This window comes from Candidatus Kinetoplastibacterium sorsogonicusi (assembly GCF_003072465.1).
Classification (GTDB): Bacteria; Pseudomonadota; Gammaproteobacteria; order Burkholderiales; family Burkholderiaceae_B; genus Kinetoplastidibacterium; species Kinetoplastidibacterium kentomonadis.
In genome coordinates this window covers 717,129-741,697 of sequence record NZ_CP025628.1, presented here as the reverse complement: position 1 = coordinate 741,697, position 24,569 = coordinate 717,129, and the positions used below count along the sequence as shown (strand labels likewise).

General features: G+C 28.7%; 20 protein-coding genes and 4 tRNA genes. All 24 read left to right on the top strand.

Features of this window, described 5'->3' with window-relative positions:
• Nucleotides 1-297: 297 nt before the first annotated feature.
• The 24 genes from rpmH to rpsJ all read left to right on the top strand — a co-directional run bounded on the left by rpmH (nt 298) and on the right by rpsJ (nt 24,484).
• The gene (gene rpmH / locus CKSOR_RS03600) at nt 298-432 is read left to right on the top strand and encodes a 50S ribosomal protein L34 (protein ID WP_108674204.1); all 135 of its coding nucleotides are present in this window, start codon (nt 298-300) and stop codon (nt 430-432) included.
• A gap of 27 nt (nt 433-459) precedes the next feature.
• Nucleotides 460-855: a ribonuclease P protein component gene (rnpA, locus tag CKSOR_RS03595; RefSeq protein WP_108674203.1), complete on the top strand. Its 396-nt coding sequence runs from the start codon at nt 460-462 to the stop codon at nt 853-855.
• Nucleotides 824-1,045: a membrane protein insertion efficiency factor YidD gene (gene yidD / locus CKSOR_RS03590; protein WP_108674202.1), complete on the top strand. Its 222-nt coding sequence runs from the start codon at nt 824-826 to the stop codon at nt 1,043-1,045. Before rnpA ends, yidD begins: the two co-directional genes overlap by 32 nt.
• A 57-nt stretch (nt 1,046-1,102) precedes the next feature.
• Nucleotides 1,103-2,707 (top strand): membrane protein insertase YidC, encoded by a 1,605-nt coding sequence (gene yidC, locus CKSOR_RS03585; RefSeq protein ID WP_108674240.1) that lies wholly within the window; start codon nt 1,103-1,105, stop codon nt 2,705-2,707.
• Between the two features lie 68 nt (nt 2,708-2,775).
• Nucleotides 2,776-4,131, top strand: a complete 1,356-nt coding sequence (mnmE, locus tag CKSOR_RS03580; protein WP_108674201.1) for a tRNA uridine-5-carboxymethylaminomethyl(34) synthesis GTPase MnmE — start codon at nt 2,776-2,778, stop codon at nt 4,129-4,131.
• A 240-nt stretch (nt 4,132-4,371) separates the two neighbouring features.
• Nucleotides 4,372-6,276 carry a tRNA uridine-5-carboxymethylaminomethyl(34) synthesis enzyme MnmG gene (gene mnmG / locus CKSOR_RS03575; RefSeq protein WP_108674200.1) on the top strand — a complete coding sequence of 635 codons (1,905 nt, stop codon included), beginning with the start codon at nt 4,372-4,374 and terminating at the stop codon, nt 6,274-6,276.
• Between the two features lie 19 nt (nt 6,277-6,295).
• The gene (rsmG, locus tag CKSOR_RS03570; protein ID WP_108674199.1) at nt 6,296-6,952 is read left to right on the top strand and encodes a 16S rRNA (guanine(527)-N(7))-methyltransferase RsmG; all 657 of its coding nucleotides are present in this window, start codon (nt 6,296-6,298) and stop codon (nt 6,950-6,952) included.
• A 141-nt stretch (nt 6,953-7,093) separates the two neighbouring features.
• Nucleotides 7,094-7,179, top strand: a tRNA-Tyr gene (locus CKSOR_RS03565).
• A gap of 26 nt (nt 7,180-7,205) precedes the next feature.
• Nucleotides 7,206-7,279, top strand: a tRNA-Gly gene (locus CKSOR_RS03560).
• Between the two features lie 9 nt (nt 7,280-7,288).
• Nucleotides 7,289-7,363 (top strand) — tRNA-Thr (locus tag CKSOR_RS03555).
• Between the two features lie 245 nt (nt 7,364-7,608).
• Nucleotides 7,609-7,684 (top strand) — tRNA-Trp (locus tag CKSOR_RS03550).
• Nucleotides 7,685-7,711: 27 nt separating this feature from the next.
• Nucleotides 7,712-8,077: a preprotein translocase subunit SecE gene (gene secE / locus CKSOR_RS03545; RefSeq protein WP_108674198.1), complete on the top strand. Its 366-nt coding sequence runs from the start codon at nt 7,712-7,714 to the stop codon at nt 8,075-8,077.
• A 9-nt stretch (nt 8,078-8,086) separates the two neighbouring features.
• Complete coding sequence (gene nusG / locus CKSOR_RS03540) at nt 8,087-8,620, top strand: transcription termination/antitermination protein NusG (protein ID WP_108674197.1); 534 nt, start codon at nt 8,087-8,089, stop codon at nt 8,618-8,620.
• 65 nt (nt 8,621-8,685) lie between these two features.
• Entirely contained in the window at nt 8,686-9,117 is a 432-nt protein-coding gene (rplK, locus tag CKSOR_RS03535) for a 50S ribosomal protein L11 (protein ID WP_108674196.1), read from the top strand.
• Between the two features lies 1 nt (nt 9,118).
• Nucleotides 9,119-9,814 (top strand): 50S ribosomal protein L1, encoded by a 696-nt coding sequence (gene rplA / locus CKSOR_RS03530; RefSeq protein WP_108674195.1) that lies wholly within the window; start codon nt 9,119-9,121, stop codon nt 9,812-9,814.
• A 220-nt stretch (nt 9,815-10,034) separates the two neighbouring features.
• On the top strand, nt 10,035-10,562 hold the full coding sequence (gene rplJ / locus CKSOR_RS03525; protein ID WP_108674194.1) for a 50S ribosomal protein L10: 528 nt from the start codon (nt 10,035-10,037) through the stop codon (nt 10,560-10,562).
• Between the two features lie 89 nt (nt 10,563-10,651).
• On the top strand, nt 10,652-11,035 hold the full coding sequence (gene rplL / locus CKSOR_RS03520) for a 50S ribosomal protein L7/L12 (RefSeq protein ID WP_108674193.1): 384 nt from the start codon (nt 10,652-10,654) through the stop codon (nt 11,033-11,035).
• Between the two features lie 156 nt (nt 11,036-11,191).
• On the top strand, nt 11,192-15,298 hold the full coding sequence (gene rpoB / locus CKSOR_RS03515; protein WP_108674192.1) for a DNA-directed RNA polymerase subunit beta: 4,107 nt from the start codon (nt 11,192-11,194) through the stop codon (nt 15,296-15,298).
• Nucleotides 15,298-19,509, top strand: coding sequence for a DNA-directed RNA polymerase subunit beta' (rpoC, locus tag CKSOR_RS03510; RefSeq protein ID WP_108674191.1), 4,212 nt, complete (start codon nt 15,298-15,300; stop codon nt 19,507-19,509). The genes rpoB and rpoC overlap by 1 nt, the downstream gene beginning before the upstream one ends.
• A gap of 241 nt (nt 19,510-19,750) precedes the next feature.
• Nucleotides 19,751-20,125 carry a 30S ribosomal protein S12 gene (gene rpsL / locus CKSOR_RS03505; RefSeq protein WP_108674190.1) on the top strand — a complete coding sequence of 125 codons (375 nt, stop codon included), beginning with the start codon at nt 19,751-19,753 and terminating at the stop codon, nt 20,123-20,125.
• 155 nt (nt 20,126-20,280) lie between these two features.
• On the top strand, nt 20,281-20,751 hold the full coding sequence (gene rpsG / locus CKSOR_RS03500; RefSeq protein WP_108674189.1) for a 30S ribosomal protein S7: 471 nt from the start codon (nt 20,281-20,283) through the stop codon (nt 20,749-20,751).
• Nucleotides 20,752-20,765: 14 nt separating this feature from the next.
• Nucleotides 20,766-22,868 carry an elongation factor G gene (fusA, locus tag CKSOR_RS03495; protein ID WP_108674239.1) on the top strand — a complete coding sequence of 701 codons (2,103 nt, stop codon included), beginning with the start codon at nt 20,766-20,768 and terminating at the stop codon, nt 22,866-22,868.
• A gap of 44 nt (nt 22,869-22,912) precedes the next feature.
• Entirely contained in the window at nt 22,913-24,103 is a 1,191-nt protein-coding gene (gene tuf, locus CKSOR_RS03490) for an elongation factor Tu (RefSeq protein ID WP_108674188.1), read from the top strand.
• A 69-nt stretch (nt 24,104-24,172) separates the two neighbouring features.
• Nucleotides 24,173-24,484, top strand: coding sequence for a 30S ribosomal protein S10 (rpsJ, locus tag CKSOR_RS03485; protein WP_108674187.1), 312 nt, complete (start codon nt 24,173-24,175; stop codon nt 24,482-24,484).
• The last annotated feature ends 85 nt before the right edge of the window (nt 24,485-24,569 follow it).

Here is a 24,569-nt window from a genome sequence, read left to right as displayed (position 1 = left end):
AATTAATTTTTTAATATTACATAATTTTTAAAAATTATATATTATTACTACGTCATATATAAAGTTTTATATTTTAATAAATTTGATATAACCTATAACAAAGTTATATAATTCATACTAATATTTGCAATAAATAAAACTATTAACTATAAAAAATATAGAATTCTAGTTTAGTTTAGAATATTTGCTTTTATTATTTTATAATTAATCATTAAATAATACTACGTATCTTATAATTGTAATAATGATACTTTTATATAGATATTTTATATTTTTTGTTATTCGTATAGGTTCTCAATGAAACGCACTTATCAACCTTCAGTTACACGCAGAAAAAGAACTCACGGTTTTCGTATACGTATGAAAACACGTGCTGGTCGTGCTATTCTAAATGCTAGAAGAGCTAAAGGCCGCAAACGTCTTTCTGTATAAGCATATAATTAATTAAAATTAATAGTGATGTTACGCGCCACGCTTCCAGCCGAGGCGCGATTAAAAAAAAATTCAGATTTCGTTTTTATTCTTAAAAATGGTAAAAAAATAGATTTTGGTAATTTTTTTATTATAATAGCATCAAATAAGCTGCAAAATTATCATATAGAAGCTAGGCTTGGTATCATTATATCTAAAAAATTTGCTAAAAAAGCTATAATTAGAAATACATTAAAAAGAATAATAAGGGAATTTTTTAGAAAAAATCGCGCTCTTATTCCTAAAAAAAATTATATTTTTCGTTTATATAAGAAAATACCAAAATATTCTCTAATGAAAATAAAAAAAATAATAAATATTGAACTTTTTCATCAGTTCTCAAGGATTAAAAATGATAAAAAAAGTCTTAATATCAATAATTAAAACATACCAATACATAATAAGTCCATTAATTGGCCAAAATTGTAGATTTATTCCTTCATGTTCTAATTATGCTATTGATTCTATTAAAAATCATGGAATTTTGTATGGTATTTTTCTAACTATAATACGCATATTAAAATGCAATCCATATATTAAAGGAGGAAAAGACTTTATTTCACATAAAAATTAATAGTAATAATTTTATAAATTAATTTTAATAGTGAATTGTATGTCAATTACTAAAATCATGGATACAAAAAAACTAATACTTTGGATAATTTTTTCATTTTCCATAATGTTATTATGGCATCAATGGCAAAATGATTATAAACAAAATCAATATATACAAACAGCAAATAATTCTATTACAGATTCTACTACAATAATACCCAATATTTATCATGATACAAAAAAGTATGATACAGGTGATTTAATAAATGTGAAAACAGACTTACTAGATATTACTTTAGATTGTCTTGGTGCTCAAATTATAAAAGTCAAATTATTGAAATATCCATCTTTAATGAATAAAGATGAAGGTACAATTTTATTAGATAAAAATGATAAGAATTTTTATGTAGTACAATCTGGAATTATTAGTAATAAAGCTAAAGAAGAATTTCCTAATCATCAAACAAATTTTACATTTAATAAAGATGATTCAATATTTCTTGGCAATCAAAAAAAATTAGTATTTGAAGCAAATGTTAATAATGTTTTACTAAAAAAAATTTTTTTAATAAATGAAAAATCTTACAATATACAAGTCATACATAAATTGACGAATAACAATAAAGAAACTATATATCCCTCTTTATATTTGCAAATAGAAAGAGATGGGAATGAGCCATATGGAATTTCTAAATTCTATAAAACATTTACTGGTTTTGCTGTTTTTTCTAATAAAGAAAAATTTCAAAAAATATCTTTTGATGATATTACAAAAAATAAACAAAAATATATTAAGGAAAGCAGTAATGGATGGATTGCAATGGTTCAACAGTATTTTACTACTGCTTTGATACCAACTCCAGGTATTAATCATAAAAATGAAATAGTCAAAATTAATGATTTATATAAAAATACTTATGTAGCAAGAGTTATAGAAAATCTTGAACAAGTATTACCAAATCATACTATATCTAATACATCTAATTTATGGATTGGTCCACAAGATCAAAATACATTATCACAATTATCTGAAGGATTAGATTTAGTTGTAGATTATGGTTTTTTTACTATAATAGCAAAACCTTTATTCTTATTGCTTACATTAATGTATAAAATATTTAATAATTGGGGATGGTCTATCGTATTTCTTACTATATTTATTAAGTTAATTTTCTTTCCTTTATCTTCTGCAAGCTATAAATCTATGGCAAAGTTGAAAGATATAGCTCCTAAAATTCAATCTTTAAAAGAAATATATAATGAAGATAAACAAAAATTAAATATAGCTTTGATGGATTTATATAAGACAGAAAAAATTAATCCTCTAGGGGGTTGTTTACCAACATTAATTCAAATACCAGTATTTATTGCTTTATATTGGGTATTATTATCAAGTGTAGAAATGAAAGGAGCACCATGGATTTTATGGATCAACGATTTATCAGCTAAAGATCCTTTTTTTATACTTCCATCATTAATGATGCTTACAATGTTTTTACAAATAAAATTAAATCCAGCACCAACAGATCCTATACAAGCTAAAATTATGATGATAATGCCAATTGTATTTGGATTTATGATGTTTTTTTTCCCATCAGGTTTAGTACTTTATTGGTGTGTAAATAATACTATATCTATTATGCAACAATGGTTTATTACTAAAAATTTATATCACTCATAAATATCTAATTAATGTATAGGATATCTTGCTAATAGTATTATCCTATACATTGATTAATTTTTCATAAAATGAATAATAATGACAATATTGTAGCTATAGCTACTGCTAATGGCAAAGGTAGTATAGGTGTTATACGTATATCAGGTCCAAATTTAATTAATATAATTGGACATATTTTTAAACAAGAATTGTATCCTAGAAAAGTATATTATTTACCTTTTCTTGATAAAAATGAAATAATTGATAGGGGAATCGTAATTTTTTTTAAAGCTCCTAATTCTTACACAGGAGAAGATGTTTTAGAGTTACAATGTCATGGTGGTATATATGTGACTAGATTAATACTAGAATGTTTATTAAAAAATAAAATAGAGCTAAACTTGAGATTAGCAGATCCTGGAGAATTTACAAAAAGAGCATTTTTAAACGGAAAAATAGATTTAACACAAGCTGAAGCTATATCAGATTTAATAAATGCAAAGTCTAAAATAGCAGTTAAAAGTGCTAATATTTCTTTATCAGGTAAATTTAGTTATATATTAGATAATATACAAAAAAATTTAATCAATATTCAAGTAATAATGGAAGCTAATTTAGATTTTTCAGAAGAAGAAATAGAATATTTAAATATAGATAAAATTTTGAATAACATACTAGAAATTAAAAAAGAAATTAAAGGTTTAATTCATAAATCTAAATTTAGTTTTAAAATAAGAGAAGGTATTAATGTTGCATTGATAGGAAAACCTAATGTAGGAAAATCCAGTTTATTAAACAAATTAATAGACGAGGAGGTCGCTATAGTTACTCCTTTTGCAGGTACTACAAGAGATGTTATTACAAAAACTATATATATAGATGGATTTCAGATTAATTTAATGGATACAGCTGGCATACACGATACAAAGGATCCCGTAGAAAAAATAGGCATTAAAAGGAGTATGTTAGCAATTAAAAAGGCAGATATTATATTAAATATACACGATATTAAAAATATCAATAATATTAACCTGAAAGAAACAATAAAGTTACCTAAATACAAAACAATTAATGTTTTTAATAAAATAGATTTAATAAAAACAAACTTAAATTTTAATATAAAACCAAATAAATATAATTTATATGTTTCAGTAAAAAAATCTATAGGTTTAGAAGATATAAAAAATAGAATTACTCAAATAGCTAATGAAAAAGATCAAGAAGAAATACCTTGGTTAGCAAGAAAAAGACATGTTGAGTGTTTGAAAAATACAATTTATCATTTAGATAACGCTTATAATAATTTAATCAAAAAAGATAATTTTTTAGAATTATCTGCAGAAGAAATTAGATTAGCTCAAAATAATATTAATGCTATTACTGGAAAATTTACTAATGAAGATTTATTGGGAGAAATATTTTCTAGTTTTTGTATAGGTAAATAAATTTAAAATATTGTTAATAATCATTGTATAAAACATTGTTAATAATCATTGGATGATTTCTTAATAAGTTAACATTTTTTAATTTATTAAAAACTTATTAACTTTTTATAGTTTATCAACACATAAGTTATAAACTATAAAAATTAGTTATATTCAATGATTTAATAGGGTTTTTAATGTTTTATTAAAGTTATCAACAATACATATTATTAATTAATATATATATATACATATTATAAAATGAATTCAAATATTTTTGATGTTATTGTAATAGGTGGAGGACATGCTGGTACTGAAGCTGCATTAGCTGCTTCTAAATCTGGAGCAAAAACTTTATTACTCACCACTAAAATTAGTTCACTAGGACAAATGTCTTGTAATCCATCTATAGGAGGTATTGGTAAGGGTCATTTAGTAAAAGAAATCGATGCTTTAGGTGGTATTATGGCCATAGCTGCTGATCATGCAGGTATACAATTTAGAATATTAAATAAATCTAAAGGACCAGCTGTAAGAGCTACTAGAGCTCAAATAGATAGAGAATTATATAGTAAATTTATTTATTTCAATTTGATGAATAATCAATTATTACAAATTAAAGAAAAAACAGTAATTGATATCATTATTAAAAATCATAAAATTTATTGTATAAAAACGGATGATAATGAAGAAATACAAACAAAAAGCGTTGTTTTAACTACAGGTACATTTCTTAACGGTGTTATACATATTGGTTCTGAAAAAAAATATGGTGGTAGAATTGGAGATCCATCATCCATTATGTTAGCTAATAAATTAAACGATATAGGTCTTACGAAAGGAAGATTGAAAACTGGAACTCCTCCAAGGATTGATAAAAAATCAATAAATTTTTCTTTGCTAGAAAAGCAAGAATCAGATAATAACCCATATCCAGTATTTTCATTTAATGGTGATATTAGTATGCATCCTAAACAATTACCTTGTTGGATTACACATACTAATAAAACTACTCATGAAATTATTAGTTCTTCTTTTAATACATCTCCTTTGTTTAATGGATCAATTTCAGGTATTGGTCCACGTTATTGTCCTTCTATAGAAGACAAAGTAAAACGATTTCAAGATAAAAACTCTCATCAAGTTTTTTTGGAGCCAGAAGGTTTAAATTCTAATATTATTTATCCCAATGGAGTATCTACTAGTTTACCTTTAGATACTCAAATAAAATTTATTAGATCAATACCTGGTTTGGAAGAAGCTAATATTTTAGTACCTGGTTATGCTATAGAATATGATTATTATGATCCTAGAAATTTAAATTTAACTTTAGAAAGCAAAATTGTATCTGGTTTATTCTTTGCAGGTCAAATAAACGGTACTACTGGATATGAAGAAGCTGCTGCACAGGGGTTAATAGCTGGATTAAATGCTTCTATGAAATCTTTAAGAAAGGAATTTTTTGTACCTGATAGAAAACATTCTTATATAGGAGTTATGATAGACGATTTAGTTAATAAAGGTGTTACTGAACCTTACAGAATGTTTACTTCTAGAGCAGAATATAGATTAAGTTTAAGAGAAGATAATGCTGATTTAAGATTAACTCCTATTGGTCGTAAGTTTGGTTTAATTAATGATTCTAAATGGGAATCTTTTTGTATTAAACAGGAATCCATAGAAAATGAAATATTAAGGTTAAAAAATATAAAATTGGATACTTCGCAAGTAGATTCTAATTTTTTAAATAAATTAAATATTAAAAGCATTGAATCATCTTCTTTATTTGATTTAATGAAAAGACCTAATATTACATATGAAATATTGATGAAATTAAAGAATCAAAATAGTGAATATATTTATGGACCTGGTTTTATAGATAATCATAATATTTCAGAACAAATTACAATTCAATCAAATTATGAAGGATATATTAATAATCAATTAAAAGAGATAAACAAAAATAATATATATGAAAATTACCAAATAGATAAAGAGATAAATTTTAATCAAATAAAAAATTTATCTATTGAGGTTAGACAAAAACTGAATTTTTACAAACCGACTACTATTGGACAAGCTAGCAGAATTTCTGGTATTACACCTGCTGCTATTTCTGTTTTACTAATTTATTTGAAAAAATATAAATCTTTAAAAAAAATATAAATTTTTTGAACATTAATATATGAGTAAAGAATACATTGATATTTTAAATAATGCAGCAATAAAACTCAAAATAAATATTTCTGCAACTCAACAAGAAAAACTAATAAAATATGTAGATTATATTTTAGAATGGAATGAAGTATATAATATAACATCTATTAAAACTAAAAAAAAAATTTTGATTTATCACATAATAGATAGCTTAGCAGTAATTCCATCTTTAAAAAAAATATATTCTAAAAATATAAAATTAGCTGATATTGGTTCTGGTTGCGGTGTGCCAGGTATGATATTAGCAATTATGAATAATGATTGGAATATTATTTGTATTGATTCAGTAGAAAAAAAAACTAGTTTTATAAAATATGTAGCAAATTGTTTACTTATCAAAAATATTAAAGTTATACATTCTAGAGTAGAATGTATAACTCCATTAAATTGTGACATTGTAATATCAAGAGCTTTTTCTTCTATTAAAAATTTTATTTTATTATCACATAAACATTTAAATCAAAATGGTACTTTAATAGCAATGAAAGGTTTATTTCCTCAACATGAAATAGAAGATTTAAAATCTCTGCAAAATTGGAATTTTATAGGTACAAAAAATCTTTATGTTCCATATTTAGAATCAAAAAGATGTTTAATTTATATTAAAGAAAAAAATAATATATAAAAAATTTAATGTATTTATATATATGCAAAATAAATATTTACAGGTATAATATTTAAAATGTTATTTTTTGTAATAAATTTTTTATGATCTTAATTTGACATATAGTATAAAATTATTCAAAATAATAATTTGTTTGTTATTGGAGGGGTGCCCGAGTGGCTAAAGGGGGCAGACTGTAAATCTGTTGGCTAACGCCTACGTTGGTTCGAATCCAACCTCCTCCACCATTTTGAAAAATTGTATATTAATTTTTGCGGGTGTAGCTCAATGGTAGAGCAGAAGCCTTCCAAGCTTATTACGAGGGTTCGATTCCCTTCACCCGCTCCAGGGACGTTGGCCCATGTGGCTCAGTGGTAGAGCACTCCCTTGGTAAGGGAGAGGTCACGCGTTCGATCCGCGTCATGGGCACCATTAATCAAATTTTTATGGTTTTCGTTATATATTAACGATATGTAATATATTGATTAAATCAAATAATGAAAATTAAGTTTTAATATACAAATATTAATCATATTTATATATTTTTACATAAAAAATGAATAAACATTAAATATAATTAATAATAGTTTATTAAATTTTGTATAAATTTATTTTATACAAATGTTTACATGATTATTATTGATATGTATCATATCAAGTTCTCTAAGAACTTTTTTAGGGGCATAGCTCAATTGGTAGAGTGTCGGTCTCCAAAACCGAAGGTTGTGGGTTCAATTCCTACTGCCCCTGCCATTTATTTTGGTAAGATTTTGAGGTCAAATGAAACTTTTATTTAAAATGTCTAATAAAATCAAGAATTTTATTTCTGGTTCTCTGTTTTTGGCTGCAATATTAAGTTATTTTTTATTAAAAAATAATAATTTTATAGTTAGATTATTTTTCTGTTCTTCTTTGATTTCTTTATCTGTATTTATATTATCTTTGAATAGTTTTGGTCAAAATTTATTAACTTTTTTTATAGCTTCTTATGAAGAATTAAAAAAGGTAATATGGCCTGCTAATAAAGAAATTATTCATATGGCATTTTTAGTATTTCTATTTTCTATATTGAGTGGTTTTTTTATTTGGATTATTGATAAAGCTATTGCTTTTTTGATTTATGCTTTTTTATTAGGCTGGAAGTAGGATTTATTAATGATGAAATGTTGGTATGTTGTTCATGTTAGTTCTAGCATGGAAAAAAATGTCGTAAAATTATTGAATGATCGTATTGACCGTTATAATTTAGGCCATATGTTTGGACGTATATTGATACCTTCTGAAGAAGTGATTGATGTAAAACATGGTCAAAAAACTATTTCAGAACGCAAAATATTTCCTGGATATGTTTTAATTGAAATGGTTTTAACAGATGAAACATGGCACTTGGTAAAAAATACAAATAAAGTAAATGGATTTTTAGGTGGATCTGGAAACCGTCCCTCTCCTATTTCAGAAAAGGAAGTAAATAAAATTCTTCTTCAAATAGAAGAAGGTTTTGAAAAACCTAAGCCTAAAGTATTATTTGAAATTGGAGAAATGATAAGGGTTAAAGACGGTCCATTTGCCGATTTTAATGGTAATATTGAAGAAGTAAATTATGAAAAAAATAAAATGAGAGTTTCTGTAGCTATTTTTGGAAGAGCTACACCTGTAGAACTTGAGTTTAATCAAGTAGAGAAAGTTTGATATTTAAAGTAATTTGGGGAGCTTAATAAATAATAATTAAGCGAATTACCCATAGGGAGATAAAATTGGCAAAGAAAATAATAGGTTTTATAAAATTACAAGTACCTGCTGGAAAAGCTAATCCATCACCTCCTATTGGTCCAGCTCTTGGACAAAGAGGTTTGAACATTATGGAATTTTGTAAAGCTTTTAATGCTAAAACACAAAACATGGAACAAGGTATTCCAGTACCTGTTGTAATTACTGCTTTTGCAGATAAAAGTTTTACTTTTATCTTAAAAACTCCTCCAGCAACTGTACTAATTAAGAAAGCTGCTGGAATTGAAAAAGGTTCTGCTAAGCCACATACAGATAAGGTTGGAAAAATTACTAAATCTCAAGCAGAAGAAATTGCTAAACTTAAAGAGCCTGATTTAACAGCTGCTAATTTAGAATCTGCTGTACGCACAATTGCAGGCAGTGCTCGTAGCATTGGTGTAACTGTGGAGGATCTTTAAAATGGCAGTAATAAATAAACGCACTAATATAATATCTAAAAAAGTAAAAAAAGATACGCTTTATCCTCTTAAAGATGCATTATCTTTAGTAAAGGAAACTGCTACAGCAAAATTTAATGAATCTATTGATGTAGCTATACAACTTGGAGTAGATCCTAAAAAATCTGATCAAATAGTACGTGGTTCTGTTGTTTTACCATCTGGTAGTGGTAAAATAGTTAGAGTTGCTGTATTTACACAAGGTATAAATGTAGAAGTAGCTAAAAATGCAGGTGCTGATATAGTTGGGTTAGAAGACTTAGCTAATGAGATTAAATCAGGAAATATAAACTTTGATATACTTATAGCAACTCCTGATTCTATGAAGATTGTTGGTACTTTAGGTCAAATTTTAGGACCAAAAGGGTTAATGCCTAACCCTAAAGTTGGCACTGTAACTAATGATGTAGCTGGTGCTGTTAAAAATGCTAAATCTGGGCAAGTACAGTATCGTACTGATAAAGTTGGGATTATCCATGCTAGTATTGGAAAGTCTTCTTTTAGTGTTGAGGATTTAAAAGTTAATTTTTCTGCATTAATTGATGCTTTACAAAAGGATCGTCCTACTGCTGCAAAAGGTGTTTATTTGCGTAAAATATCTTTATCTTCTACTATGGGTATTGGTATTAAAATAGATTTGACTTCTTTAAATAATTAAATTAATAATCTTTGATCTGTATCTCGTATTTTGAAGATATAGCTATCAAAAATCGTTGGAGTAGTAATAATTCTTAAAATCATTATATAATATAAATGAATCCAACGTAGATGGCGTTCCAAGATGGTTTCTGTTGAAAGGACTCCAACTAGGCGCCGCGTTTTATGGTGCGCAAAATATGTTTTTATTAACTATAGCGTTTTGATGGAGTATTTGTTCCATGAGTTTAAATCGTCAGGAAAAAGCTGCTGTAATTGAAGAAATTTCTGCACAAATAGCGATAGCGCAATCGATAATAGTAGCAGAATATAGAGGATTAGAAGTTTCTTCTATTACATCTTTGCGTAAAGATGCTCGTGCATCAGGTGTATATTTGCGAGTTTTAAAAAATTCTTTAGCTTCTATTGCTGTGAAGGGTACAGATTTTGAGATTTTATCTGATCAATTTACTGGGCCTTTAATATATAGTATCAGTTCTGATCCAGTTTCAGCTGCTAAAATTATCGCAAAATTTGCAAAAAATAATGATAAATTAGTGATCAAATCAGGTGCATTAAATAATCATTTACTTACTAAAGAAGAGATAATTGCATTATCTAGTATGCCTTCTAAAGAAGAATTAATATCTACATTATTAAGTGCTATGCAAGCACCAATAGTGAAATTTGTACGTACTATTAATGAAGTGCCTTCTAGTTTTGTACGTTGTTTATCTGCTATACGTGATTCAAAGATAGATGCTAAATAATTTATCATATTTATATATTATCTTATATTTTAATAATTTATATACTATTATATAACTATATAATAGTACAATTTTGGAGTCCTTAAAAAATGTCTTTAAATAAAACTGAAATTCTTGATGCTATTAGTCAAATGACTGTATTAGAACTATCTGAATTAATAAAAGATATAGAAGAAAAATTTGGTGTTAGTGCAGCTGCAGCTGTTGCAGTAACTGCTCCAACTACTAATACTGGTAGTGGCGCACCTGTAGCAGAAGAACAAACTGAATTTAATGTAAATCTTTTAGAAATAGGTGCTAATAAAGTTAGTGTTATCAAAGCAGTACGTGAATTAACAGGTTTAGGTTTAAAAGAAGCTAAAGATCTAGTTGATAGTGCACCTAAATTAGTTAAAGAAGGTATATCAAAAGCAGATGCAGATTTAGCTAAGAAAAAGCTTGAAGATGCTGGCGCTAAAGTTGAAATTAAATAAAAAATAGTATCTTTTCGCCCGGTGATAATTTTCTCCGGGCTTTTATCTTTTAAAAATATATAAATTTCAAATTTTTTATAAATAGAAAATTAAATTCTACTTATTTTGTTTATTTATATTAATAAAATTTCCATACAACCTCTGGTTGGAGTATCCATGTCTTACTCGTATACAGAAAAAAAACGTATTCGTAAAAGTTTTGCAAAACGTGAAGAAGTTCAAAAAATACCGTACCTGCTAGCTACTCAATTAAATTCATATCAAAATTTTTTACAATCAGATATTAATCCACCAGATCGTTCCTGTCATGGGTTGCAAGCTGCATTTTTGTCAGTATTTCCTATTGTAAGTCATAATGGTTTTGCTAAATTAGAATTTGTTCAATATGAGCTTGGTAATGCTGTATTTGATGTAAAAGAATGTCAATTACGTGGATTAACTTTTGCTTCACCTTTAAAAGCTAAGGTACGTTTAATAATATTTGATCGAGATTCTAATAAACAAGTTATAAAAGAAATTAAAGAACAATATGTATATATGGGTGAAATTCCATTAATGACTGAAAACGGTTCATTTATTATTAATGGAACAGAAAGAGTAGTTGTTTCACAATTACATAGATCACCAGGTGTATTTTTTGAACATGATAAGGGCAAAACTCATAGTTCAGGAAAATTATTATTTTCTGCTCGCATAATCCCTTATAGAGGATCTTGGTTAGATTTTGAATTTGATCCTAAAGATATATTATTTTTTCGTATAGATCGTCGCAGAAAAATGCCTATAACTATCTTATTGAAAGCTATAGGTATGACTATAGAAGAAATTTTAAGCTATTTTTTTGATTTTGATACATTTGAAATTAAAAATAATGGCGCTATGATGAAGTTTATACCAGAAAGATGGAAAGGTGAAATAGCTAAATTTGATATTTTAGATAAAAATGGTTCAATTTTAGTAAAACAAGATAAAAGAATTAATGCGAAAAATTTAAAAGATATTTCTTTATCAGGGATTGATAATGTATTTGTTCCAGATAATTTTTTAATTGGAAAAATAGTATCACAAGATATTATAGATATTGAAACTGGCGAAATTATTATTAAAGCTAATGATGAAATTACAGAAGAAAATTTATATAATTTAAGATCATCTAAAATTAAAAATATTTCCACAATATATATTAATGATTTGGATCGAGGGCCTTACATATCTCAAACATTAAAAATTGATGATACTTTAGATCAGGTCTCTGCTAAAATTGCTATATATAGAATGATGCGGCCAGGAGAGCCTCCTACAGAAGAAGTTATAGAATTTTTATTTCAAAAATTATTTTTTAATGAAGAAACTTATGATTTATCTCATGTTGGAAGAATGAAGATAAATAGCAAATTTAGTAAGCATGATATTGGAAATAATGTTTTAACTCTTACTAATGAGGATATTTTAAGAACTGTAAAATTTTTAGTGGAATTACGTAATGGTCGTGGTCAGGTTGATGATATCGATCATCTTGGTAATCGTAGAGTAAGATGTGTTGGAGAATTAACAGAGAATCAATTTAGATCTGGATTAGTTAGAGTAGAAAGAGCAGTAAAGGATAAATTAAATCAAGCAGAAATAGATAATTTAATGCCACATGATTTAATAAATTCTAAACCGATATCTGCAGCTATTAAAGAATTTTTTGGTTCAAGTCAATTATCTCAATTTATGGATCAAACTAATCCTTTATCTGAAATTACACATAAAAGGAGAGTATCTGCTTTAGGTCCTGGTGGTTTGACTCGTGAAAGGGCTGGATTTGAAGTTAGAGATGTTCATCCAACACATTATGGTAGAGTATGTCCTATTGAAACACCAGAAGGTCCTAATATAGGACTAATAAATTCTATGGCTTTATATGCAAGATTAAATGATTATGGTTTTTTAGAAACTCCTTATAAAAAAGTTGTAGATGGTAAAATTACTAATCAAATTGATTACTTATCTGCTATAGAAGAAAGTCACTATGTTATAGCTCAAGCAAATGCTACATTAGATAAAGATGGTGTTTTTACAGATGATTTGGTGGCTAGCCGCCAAAATGGAGAAACTATGTTAACTTCTCCTATAAATATAGATTATGTTGATATCGCACCATCTCAAATAGTTTCAGTAGCTGCGTCTCTTATTCCATTTTTAGAGCATGATGATGCTAATAGAGCATTAATGGGAGCTAATATGCAACGTCAAGCAGTTCCTTGTTTAAGGCCTGAAAAACCTTTAGTTGGAACTGGTGTAGAACGCACTGTAGCTGTAGATTCTGGAACTACTGTACAAGCTAAAAGAGGTGGTATAGTAGAATATGTTGATGCTGAAAGAATAGTTGTAAAAGTTAATGATATAGAAAATATTGCTGGTGAAATAGGTGTAGATATTTATAATTTAATTAAATATACTAGATCAAATCAAAATACTAATATTAATCAAAGACCTATAGTAAAAAAAGGAGATCATATTATTGCTGGTGATGTATTAGCAGATGGAGCTTCTTCTGATCTTGGTGAATTAGCTTTAGGTCAAAATATGTTAGTAGCTTTTATGCCTTGGAATGGCTACAATTTTGAGGACTCTATATTAATATCTGAGAAAGTAGTATCTGATGATAGATATACTTCTATACATATAGAAGAATTAACTGTAGTAGCACGTGATACTAAATTAGGCCCTGAAGAAATTACTAGAGACATAAGTAATTTATCAGAAACACAATTAAATAGACTTGATGATTCTGGTATCACTTATATAGGATCAGAAGTTAGAACTGGAGATGTATTAGTTGGAAAAGTAACTCCTAAAGGAGAAACACAACTGACACCAGAAGAAAAATTATTAAGAGCTATTTTTGGTGAAAAAGCTTCAGACGTAAAAGATACTTCTTTAAGGGTGCCTTCTGGTATGGTAGGAACTGTTATTGATGTTCAAGTATTTACTAGAGAAGGTGTTAAGCGAGATAAAAGAGCTCAATCAATTATTGATAGTGAATTAAACCGTTATCGTCAAGATTTAAATGACCAACTAAGAATAGTTGAAAATGATTTATTTGATAGAATACTGAAAACAATTATTGGTAAACCAGTTAATAGTGGTCCAAATAAATTAAGTAAGAATATGACAATTACTAAAGAATATTTACTTAATTTAGATAGATGGCATTGGTTTGATATTAATATGAGTAATGACGATGATGCAAGATTTTTAGAACAAGCTAAGGATTCTTTTGAACATAAAAGAAAAGAGTTTGACCTTTTATTTGAGGAAAAAAAGAAAAAATTGACACAAGGTGATGAATTACCACCAGGTGTTTTAAAAATGATTAAAGTTTATTTAGCTGTTAAAAGTAGATTACAACCAGGTGATAAAATGGCTGGTCGTCATGGAAATAAAGGAGTTGTATCTAAAATAGTACCTATTGAAGATATGCCTCATATGGCAGATGGAACACCTGTAGATATAGTATTAAATCCTTTAGGTGTTCCATCTAGAATGAATGTAGGTCAGGTATTAGAAATGCATTTAGGATGGGCTTCTAAAGGTATAGGAAATAGAATTTCTAATTTATTAAAAATGAATATAAATGTTAATAATATCAGAAGCTTTTTAGAAACTATTTATTGTTCTAAATCATCTTTAGAAAAAATTAAAAATATGAATGATACCGAAATCATTGAAATGGCAAATAATCTCCAAAGTGGAGTACCATTTGCTACACCTGTTTTTGATGGAGCTACTGAGCAAGAAATCAATGATATGATATCTTTAGCTTATCCTAAAGAAATTGCTGATGATTTACTTTTAACTGAATCTAAAACACAAGCTTGGCTATTTGATGGTAGAACTGGTGAAAAATTTGAAAGACCAATTACTATAGGATATATGCACTTTCTTAAATTACATCATTTGGTAGATGATAAAATGCATGCTCGTTCAACTGGTCCTTATTCTTTAGTTACTCAACAACCATTAGGAGGAAAAGCTCAGTTTGGTGGTCAACGTTTTGGTGAAATGGAAGTTTGGGCTTTAGAGGCATATGGAGCAGCATATACTTTACAAGAGATGTTAACTGTTAAATCAGATGATATTTCTGGGCGTACAAAATTGTATGAAAATATAGTAAAAGGAAATCATTTTATTGATGCTGGAATGCCAGAATCATTTAATGTTTTAGTAAAAGAAATTCGTTCTTTAGCTTTAGACATAGATTTGGAGCGTAATTGATGAAAGCATTATTAGACCTTTTTAGGCAAGTTTCTCAAGAAGATCAATTTGATGCTATAAAAATAGGAATTGCATCTTCTGAAAAAATTCGTTCTTGGTCTTATGGAGAAGTACGTAAACCTGAAACGATTAATTATCGTACTTTTAAACCAGAAAGAGATGGATTATTTTGTTCAAAAATTTTTGGACCTATAAAAGATTATGAATGTTTATGTGGAAAATATAAAAGATTAAAACATCGTGGAGTTATATGTGAAAAATGTGGAGTAGAAGTAACTCTATCAAAAGTTAGAAGAGAACGTATGGGGCATATTGAATTAGCAAGTCCAGTTGCTCATATATGGTTTTTAAAAAGTTTACCATCCAGATTAGGTATGGTTTTAGATATGACTTTACGTGATATAGAAAGGGTTCTATATTTTGAAGCTTGGTGTATCATAGATCCTGGCATGACTATTTTAAAACGTGGTCAAATTATGTCAGATGATGATTATTTATTAAAAATTGAAGAGTTTGGAGATGAGTTTACTGCATTAATGGGAGCAGAAGCAGTAAGAGAACTATTACGTACAATAGATATTGATAAAGAAGTGACTTTATTGAGAGAAGAATTAAAATCTACAAATTCAGAAACAAAAATTAAAAAAATTTCAAAACGCTTGAAAGTTCTTGAAGGATTTCAAAAATCTGGAATTAAACCTGAATGGATGATAATGGAAGCACTTCCAGTATTACCACCAGATTTAAGACCTCTAGTACCTTTAGATGGAGGTAGATTTGCTACATCAGATTTGAATGATCTTTATAGAAGAGTTATTAATAGAAATAATAGATTAAAAAGATTATTAGAATTAAAAGCACCAGAAATAATTTTACGAAATGAAAAACGTATGTTACAAGAATCTGTTGATTCTTTATTAGATAACGGTCGTCGTGGTAAAGCTATGACTGGTGCTAATAAAAGACAACTTAAATCTTTATCAGATATGATAAAAGGTAAAGGTGGTAGGTTTCGTCAAAATTTATTAGGCAAAAGGGTAGATTATTCTGGTAGATCTGTAATTGTAGTTGGACCTCAACTAAAGTTACATCAATGTGGTTTACCTAAATTAATGGCATTAGAACTATTTAAACCTTTTATATTTAATCGTTTAGAAAAACTTGGATTATCAAATACAATTAAAGCAGCAAAAAAAATGGTAGATAGCCAAGATCCAGTTGTATGGGATATTCTTGAAGAAGTAATTCGTGAACATCCTGTAATGTTAAATAGAGCTCCTACATTACATAGGCTTGGTATTCAGGCATTTGAACCTATTTTAATAGAAGGTAAAGCCATACAGTTACATCCATTAGTATGTGCTGCATTTAATGCTGATTTTGATGGCGATCAAATGGCAGTACACGTACCACTTTCAATTGAAGCTCAGTTAGAAGCTAGAACTTTAATGTTAGCATCAAATAATATTTTATTTCCTGCAAATGGTGAGCCTTCTATTGTGCCTTCACAAGATATAGTACTTGGATTATATTATGCTACCAGAGAAAAAATTAATGCTAAGGGAGAAGGTATATTATTTGCTAATATTAATGAAGTAAAATTGGCTTATGATAATAATGAAGTTGAATTACAAACACGTATTACAGTTAGATTAGAAGAAAATTCTGTAAATCAAGAAAATAATAAAATATTTAATCGTTATGAAACCACAGTAGGTCGTGCCTTATTATCTGAAATTTTACCTAAAAATTTAGATTTTTCTTATATAAATAAAACATTAAAGAAAAAAGAAATATCTCGACTTATTATTCAATCTTTTAGAAAGTGTGGATTAGAAGCTACAGTTATTTTTGCTGATAAATTAATGGAAGCAGGGTTTGCCTTATCTACTAAAGGCGGTATTTCAATTGCTATGAATGATATGATAATTCCAAATATCAAACATAGCATTTTATCAGAAGCTAATCAGGAAGTTAAAGAAATAGATAAGCAATATTCTTCAGGTCTTGTTACTTCACAAGAAAGATATAATAATGTTGTAGATATTTGGGGAAAAGCTAGTGATAAAATTGGTCGAGCTATGATGGATCAATTAGCTGTAGAGCAAATTAAGAATCGCTTTGGGGATGTAACTGTTCAAGAATCTTTTAATTCTATTTATATGATGGCTGATTCTGGTGCTAGAAGTTCAGCTGCACAAATACGTCAATTGGCTGGCATGAGAGGCTTAATGGCAAAACCAGATGGTTCTATTATAGAAACACCTATTACAGCTAATTTTCGTGAAGGTTTAAATGTTTTACAATATTTTATTTCTACTCATGGTGCAAGAAAAGGATTAGCTGATACAGCATTAAAAACTGCTAATTCTGGCTATTTAACACGTAGATTAGTAGATGTTACTCAGGATCTTGTTGTAACTGAACAAGATTGTAAAACTTCAAATGGCTATAACATGAAAGCACTGATTGAAGGTGGTGAAATAATAGAACATTTAAGAGATAGGATATTAGGTCGTGTTGTAGCAATAGATATTGTAAATCCAGATACCAATCAAATAGTAATTACAGCTGGCACATTAATTAATGATAATATAGTAAATATTATTGATCAATTAGGTATAGATGAAGTAAAAGTGAGAACTCCTTTAACTTGTGAAACAAGAAGAGGTTTGTGTGCTAATTGTTATGGTCAAGATCTAGGAAAAGGAGACATAGTAAATATAGGTGAAGCAGTTGGTGTGATTGCAGCACAATCTATAGGTGAGCCAGGTACACAATTAACTATGAGAACTTTTCACATAGGTGGAGCAGCATCTAGATCTATTATAGTAAGTAGTATAGAAACTAAATCAAATGGTATGATATGTTTTACGAGTTCTATGAGATATATTACTAATTCAAAAGGTGAGCGTATATCTATTTCTAGATCTGGAGAATTAATTATAGTAGATGATTTAGGCAGAGAAAGAGAAAGGCATCGTGTACCTTATGGTGCTACTTTGTTTTTTGGTGATGGAGAAATGGTTAAAGCTGGTGTACAAATTGTTTCATGGGACCCTCTAACTAGACCTATTATATCAGAATATGCTGGTGTAGTGCATTTTGATAATATAGAAGAAGGAGTCACTGTTGCTAAACAAGTTGATGATGTTACAGGATTATCTACATTAGTTGTAATTACACCTAAAACTAGAAGCAATAAAACTGTTATGCGTCCTCAAATAACACTATTGAATAGCATTGGTGATGAAGTAAAAATTGTAGGTACAAATCATCCAGTTATTATAACTTTTCCTGTAGGGGCATTAATTACAGTAAAAGATGGACAAAGTGTAGCTGTTGGAGAAGTCTTAGCACGCATTCCTCAAGATGTACAAAAAAGTCGTGATATTACTGGTGGTTTACCAAGAGTTGCTGAATTATTTGAGGCTAGATCTTCTAAAGATACTGGAATGTTGGCTGAAGTAACAGGTACAGTATCATTTGGTAAAGATACAAAAGGAAAACAAAGATTACTAATAACTGATTTAGATGGGATCTGTCATGAATTTCTTATCCCTAAAGAAAAGCAGGTATTAGTTCATGATGGTCAAGTAGTTAATAAAGGAGAGATGATTGTAGATGGCGCAGCTGATCCACATGATATTTTAAGATTAAAAGGAATAGAAGCATTAGCAGCATATATTGTAGATAATGTACAAGATGTTTATAGACTTCAAGGTGTTAAAATTAATGATAAACATATAGAAGTAATTGTACGACAAATGTTAAGAAGAGTACGTATTATCTCTGCTGGAGATACTTGTTTTATACCTGGAGAACAGGTTGAGAGATCTGATCTTTTAGACGAAAATGATAAAGTTATATCTAAAGGATTAACTCCAGCAACTTTTGAAAATATTTTATTAGGTATTACTAGAGCATCATTATCAACAGATTCTTTTATTTCTGCAGCAGCATTCCAAGAAACTACCAGAGTACTCACAGAAGCAGCTATAATGGGCAAGAAAGATGAATTAAGAGGTTTAAAAGAAAATGTTATTGTTGGTCGTTTAATACCTGCAGGTACTGGTTTTGCATATCATAAAAGTCGCAAATTAAAAGAAGAAAATAACATTGAAGAATCGGAAATACCTAATGAAAAATTAGAAAATCTTTTTAATAATTTAGTATCTACAAATAAAGATACAATTTTTAATGAATTATAATACTAATTTTTGATATATTATCTTATAAATTATAAGACTATTCAATTAATTATCTTTATGATAAAATTATTCGGATAGTCTTATTTTATTACTTTAGTGAGACTCTTGTAATTCTGCTCTTTCTTACATGCAATAGATTGGGCAGTTGCATGTATGTCTTTTTCATAAATTTTCTTAATAAAGTTAATTTAGATCTGTTAATATTAACTTAATATGGTACGTTAAAGGAATTTTAAAGGTTATGCCTACCATTAGTCAATTAATTCGTAAACCACGAGAATCGAATTTTATAAACAATAAAAGCCCTGCTTTAGAAAACTGTCCACAACGTCGTGGTGTGTGTACAAGAGTTTATACTACAACACCTAAAAAACCTAACTCAGCTATGCGTAAGGTAGCTAAAGTTCGTTTAACTAATGGGTATGAAGTAATATCTTATATAGGTGGGGAAGGTCATAATTTACAAGAACATTCAGTAGTATTAGTAAGAGGTGGTCGAGTTAAAGATTTACCTGGTGTAAGATATCATATTGTACGCGGATCTTTAGATTTACAAGGTGTAAAAGATCGTAAACAAGCGCGTTCAAAATATGGAGCTAAACGTTCTAAAAAATAATAATTACATCTTTCATTTTTTATAAATGAAAGATGTAATTAGTGTTAACTTGTTTATAATATATTTATACAAGAAATGTAAGTGACTATTATTTAATAGTCAGAATATTATTTTCTAATATTCAGCTGAATAAACACTTAAAAGGATTTTATTATATGTCACGTAGAAGAGAAATTCCCAAAAGGGATATTTTGCCTGATCCAAAATTTAGAAGTATTGAGTTAGCTAAATTTGTAAATGTAGTTATGTTAGATGGAAAAAAAGCTGTTGCCGAACGCATAGTATATGGTGCTTTAGAACAAATTAAATCTAAAATAAATAAAGATCCTATGGAGTTATTTACTTTAGCAATAAATAATATAAAACCTATAGTAGAAGTTAAAAGTCGTAGAGTTGGTGGTGCAAATTATCAAGTTCCAGTAGAAGTTAGACCAGTTAGACGTTTAGCATTGGCAATGCGTTGGTTAAGAGAATCTGCTAAAAAAAGAGGTGAAAAGTCTATGATATTACGTTTAGCTGGAGAATTAATTGATGCTTCTGAGGGCAAAGGTGCTTCTATTAAAAAAAGAGAAGATACTCATAAAATGGCTGAAGCAAACAAAGCATTTAGTCATTTTAGATGGTAAGGGGTAATTTAATTATGTCTCGAAAAACTCCAATTGAGAATTATAGGAATATAGGTATATCTGCTCATATAGATGCTGGAAAAACTACAACAACAGAAAGGATTTTATTTTATACAGGTATAAACCATAAAATAGGTGAAGTGCATGATGGTGCTGCAACTATGGATTGGATGGAACAAGAGCAAGAAAGAGGTATTACTATAACATCTGCTGCAACAACAGCTTTTTGGCGTGGGATGGCTGGTAATTATCCAGAACATAGAATTAATATTATTGATACTCCAGGACATGTAGATTTTACAATAGAAGTTGAACGTTCTATGAGAGTTTTGGATGGTGCTTGTATGGTATATTGTGCAGTTGGTGGAGTTCAACCTCAATCAGAAACTGTATGGCGTCAAGCTAATAAGTATCATGTTCCGCGCTTAATATTTGTTAATAAAATGGATAGAACTGGTGCTAATTTTTTTAGAGTTTATGATCATTTAAAAATTCGTTTGAATGCTAATCCAATTGCGATTGTCATACCTATAGGAAGTGAAGATTCTTTTAAGGGTGTAGTTGATTTAATTAAAATGCAATCTATTATTTGGGATGATAGTACTCATGGAACATCATTTGTCTACGGTGAAATACCAGATAAATTAAAATCTCAAGCAGATGAATGGAGAGAAAAATTATTAGAAGCTGCAGCTGAAGCAAATGAAGAATTAATGAACAAGTATATTGAAACAGGAAATCTTACAGAATCAGAAATTAATTATGGTATTCGTATACGTACTATTTCTGGTGAAGTTCACCCTATGTTATGTGGATCAGCTTTTAAAAACAAAGGTGTTCAAAGAATGCTTGATGCTGTAATAGATTATCTACCATCTCCAATAGATATTCCTCCAGTTAGCGGTAAAGATGTTAATGATAATAATATTTGTAGAAAAGCTTCTGATGATGAAAAAATGTCTGCATTAGCATTTAAATTAATGAGTGATCCTTTTGTAGGACAATTAACGTTTGTACGTGTTTATTCTGGTGTATTAAAATCTGGTGATTTTGTTTTAAATCCATTAAAAGGTAAAAAAGAGCGTATTGGTCGTTTATTGCAAATGCATGCTAATAATAGAGAGGAAATTAAAGAAATTTTAGCTGGAGATATTGCTGCGGTAGTAGGATTAAAAGATGTTATAACAGGTGAAACTTTATGTGATTTAAATAGTCCAATTTTACTGGAAAGTATGAATTTCCCAGAACCTGTTATATCTCAAGCTGTAGAACCTAAATCAAAATCTGATCAAGAAAAAATGGGATTAGCTTTATCTAGATTATCTCAAGAAGATCCTTCTTTTAAAGTACGTACTGATGAAGAATCAGGACAAACAGTAATATCTGGAATGGGAGAATTACATTTAGAAATAATTGTAGATAGAATGAAAAGAGAATTTGGAGTTGAAGCTAATGTAGGAAAACCTCAAGTTGCTTATCGTGAAACTATACGTAAAACTTGTAATGAAGTTGAAGGTAAATTTATTAAACAATCAGGTGGTCGTGGACAATATGGTCATGTAGTTCTAAAAATTGAACCATTAGAGCCTGGTAGTGGTTATAAATTTATAGATGCTATAAAAGGTGGTGTTGTTCCTAAAGAATATATACCCGCTGTAGATAAAGGAATACAAGAATCTTTATTATCAGGTGTAATTGCTGGCTATCCAGTTGTTGATGTACAAGTAACTTTATTTTTTGGATCATATCATGATGTTGATTCTAATGAAAATGCTTTTAGAATGGCTGGATCTATGGCTTTTAAAGAAGGTTTACGTAAAGCCAATCCAATATTATTAGAACCAACTATGTCAGTTGAAGTAGAAACCCCTGAAGATTATGCAGGGACAGTTATTGGTGATTTATCATCTCGTAGAGGTATGATACAAGGAATGGATGATATAATTGGTGGAGGTAAGACTATAAAGGCAGAAGTACCATTATCTGAAATGTTTGGTTATGCTACTAATTTGCGCTCCCTTACCCAAGGTCGTGCTACTTATACTATGGAATTTAATAGATATTCAGAAGCACCTAAAAATATAGCTGATGAAGTTGTTGCTTCTAGAGGCAAATAGAATTACATTTATTTAATGAAAATTATTTTAAAAAGGATATGAATATGGCAAAAAGCAAATTTGAACGTACCAAACCACATGTAAATGTGGGTACAATAGGTCATGTAGATCATGGTAAAACAACTTTAACAGCAGCAATTACAACAGTCTTGTCATCTAAATTTGGTGGAGAAGCTCGTAATTATGCTCAAATTGATGCAGCTCCTGAAGAAAAAGCTAGAGGCATTACTATTAATACAGCACATGTTGAATATGAAACAGCAAATAGACATTATGCTCATGTTGATTGTCCTGGACATGCAGATTATGTTAAAAATATGATAACAGGTGCAGCACAAATGGATGGTGCAATATTAGTCGTTTCTGCAGCAGATGGTCCTATGCCTCAAACTCGTGAACATATCTTATTATCAAGACAGGTAGGTGTTCCTTATATTGTTGTATTTCTTAATAAAGCAGATATGGTTGATGATGCTGAATTATTAGAATTAGTTGAAATGGAAGTACGAGAATTGTTATCTAAGTATGATTTTCCTGGTGATGATACTCCAATTATAAAAGGATCTGCTAAATTAGCACTTGAGGGTGATAAAGGTGAATTAGGTGAAAAGGCTATTTTTGCTTTAGCAGATGCTTTAGATAATTACATTCCAACTCCAGAGAGAGCTATTGATGGATCTTTTATTATGCCTGTAGAAGATGTATTTTCTATATCTGGTAGAGGTACAGTTGTTACTGGAAGGGTTGAAAGAGGTATAATTAAAGTCGGTGATGAATTAGAAATAGTTGGTATTAAAAATACAATAAAAACAATATGTACTGGCGTTGAAATGTTCCGTAAATTATTAGATCAAGGTCAAGCTGGAGATAATGTTGGTATTTTATTAAGGGGTACTAAACGTGAAGACGTAGAACGAGGTCAAGTTTTAGCTAAGCCTGGTTCAATTACTCCACATACTGAATTTTCGGCTGAAGTATATGTATTATCTAAAGAAGAAGGTGGTAGACATACTCCTTGTTTTAATGGATATCGCCCTCAATTCTATTTTAGAACCACTGATGTTACAGGTACTATTGAATTGCCTAAAGATATGGAAATGATTTTACCTGGTGATAATGTTAGTATCAAAGTTAAGTTACTATCACCAATAGCTATGGAAGAAGGCTTAAGATTTGCTATTCGTGAAGGTGGTCGTACAGTTGGTGCTGGTGTAGTATCTAAAATTATTGTATAAATATTTATATATTATATAAAATAACGAAGGTTATATTTTTCCTTCGTTATTTGTTCTTTGGGAAATTTTATGAAGAATCAAAAGATTCGCATTCGTTTAAAAGCATTTGATTATAAATTAATAGATCAATCAGCAACAGAAATAGTTGATACAGCTAAGCGTACTGGCGCTGTTGTTAGAGGACCTGTACCTATACCAACAAGAATAAGAAGATATGATCTATTACGTTCACCACATGTAAATAAAACATCTAGAGATCAGTTTGAAATTAGAACGCATCAAAGATTAATGGATATAGTTGATCCTACTGATAAAACAGTTGATGCTTTAATGAGGTTAGATTTACCAGCGGGTGTTGATGTAGAAATTGCATTACAATAATAAATAATTATGCAGTAATTATCTTGATATTTACATATAAAAAACTGATAATTGCAAATTGACATGTTTTTTGTCAAAAAAAAAT

Coding starts and splice junctions, on each gene's coding strand:
- rnpA (WP_108674203.1), top strand. CDS start 460: ATGTTACGCGCCACGCTTCCAGCCGAGGCGCGATTAAAAAAAAATTCA.
- fusA (WP_108674239.1), top strand. CDS start 20,766: ATGTCTCGAAAAACTCCAATTGAGAATTATAGGAATATAGGTATATCT.
- rplA (WP_108674195.1), top strand. CDS start 9,119: ATGGCAGTAATAAATAAACGCACTAATATAATATCTAAAAAAGTAAAA.
- rpsG (WP_108674189.1), top strand. CDS start 20,281: ATGTCACGTAGAAGAGAAATTCCCAAAAGGGATATTTTGCCTGATCCA.
- rplL (WP_108674193.1), top strand. CDS start 10,652: ATGTCTTTAAATAAAACTGAAATTCTTGATGCTATTAGTCAAATGACT.
- rpsL (WP_108674190.1), top strand. CDS start 19,751: ATGCCTACCATTAGTCAATTAATTCGTAAACCACGAGAATCGAATTTT.
- rsmG (WP_108674199.1), top strand. CDS start 6,296: ATGAGTAAAGAATACATTGATATTTTAAATAATGCAGCAATAAAACTC.
- rpoC (WP_108674191.1), top strand. CDS start 15,298: ATGAAAGCATTATTAGACCTTTTTAGGCAAGTTTCTCAAGAAGATCAA.
- rpsJ (WP_108674187.1), top strand. CDS start 24,173: ATGAAGAATCAAAAGATTCGCATTCGTTTAAAAGCATTTGATTATAAA.
- rpmH (WP_108674204.1), top strand. CDS start 298: ATGAAACGCACTTATCAACCTTCAGTTACACGCAGAAAAAGAACTCAC.
- mnmE (WP_108674201.1), top strand. CDS start 2,776: ATGAATAATAATGACAATATTGTAGCTATAGCTACTGCTAATGGCAAA.
- tuf (WP_108674188.1), top strand. CDS start 22,913: ATGGCAAAAAGCAAATTTGAACGTACCAAACCACATGTAAATGTGGGT.
- rplJ (WP_108674194.1), top strand. CDS start 10,035: ATGAGTTTAAATCGTCAGGAAAAAGCTGCTGTAATTGAAGAAATTTCT.
- yidC (WP_108674240.1), top strand. CDS start 1,103: ATGGATACAAAAAAACTAATACTTTGGATAATTTTTTCATTTTCCATA.
- secE (WP_108674198.1), top strand. CDS start 7,712: ATGAAACTTTTATTTAAAATGTCTAATAAAATCAAGAATTTTATTTCT.
- mnmG (WP_108674200.1), top strand. CDS start 4,372: ATGAATTCAAATATTTTTGATGTTATTGTAATAGGTGGAGGACATGCT.
- nusG (WP_108674197.1), top strand. CDS start 8,087: ATGATGAAATGTTGGTATGTTGTTCATGTTAGTTCTAGCATGGAAAAA.
- rpoB (WP_108674192.1), top strand. CDS start 11,192: ATGTCTTACTCGTATACAGAAAAAAAACGTATTCGTAAAAGTTTTGCA.
- yidD (WP_108674202.1), top strand. CDS start 824: ATGATAAAAAAAGTCTTAATATCAATAATTAAAACATACCAATACATA.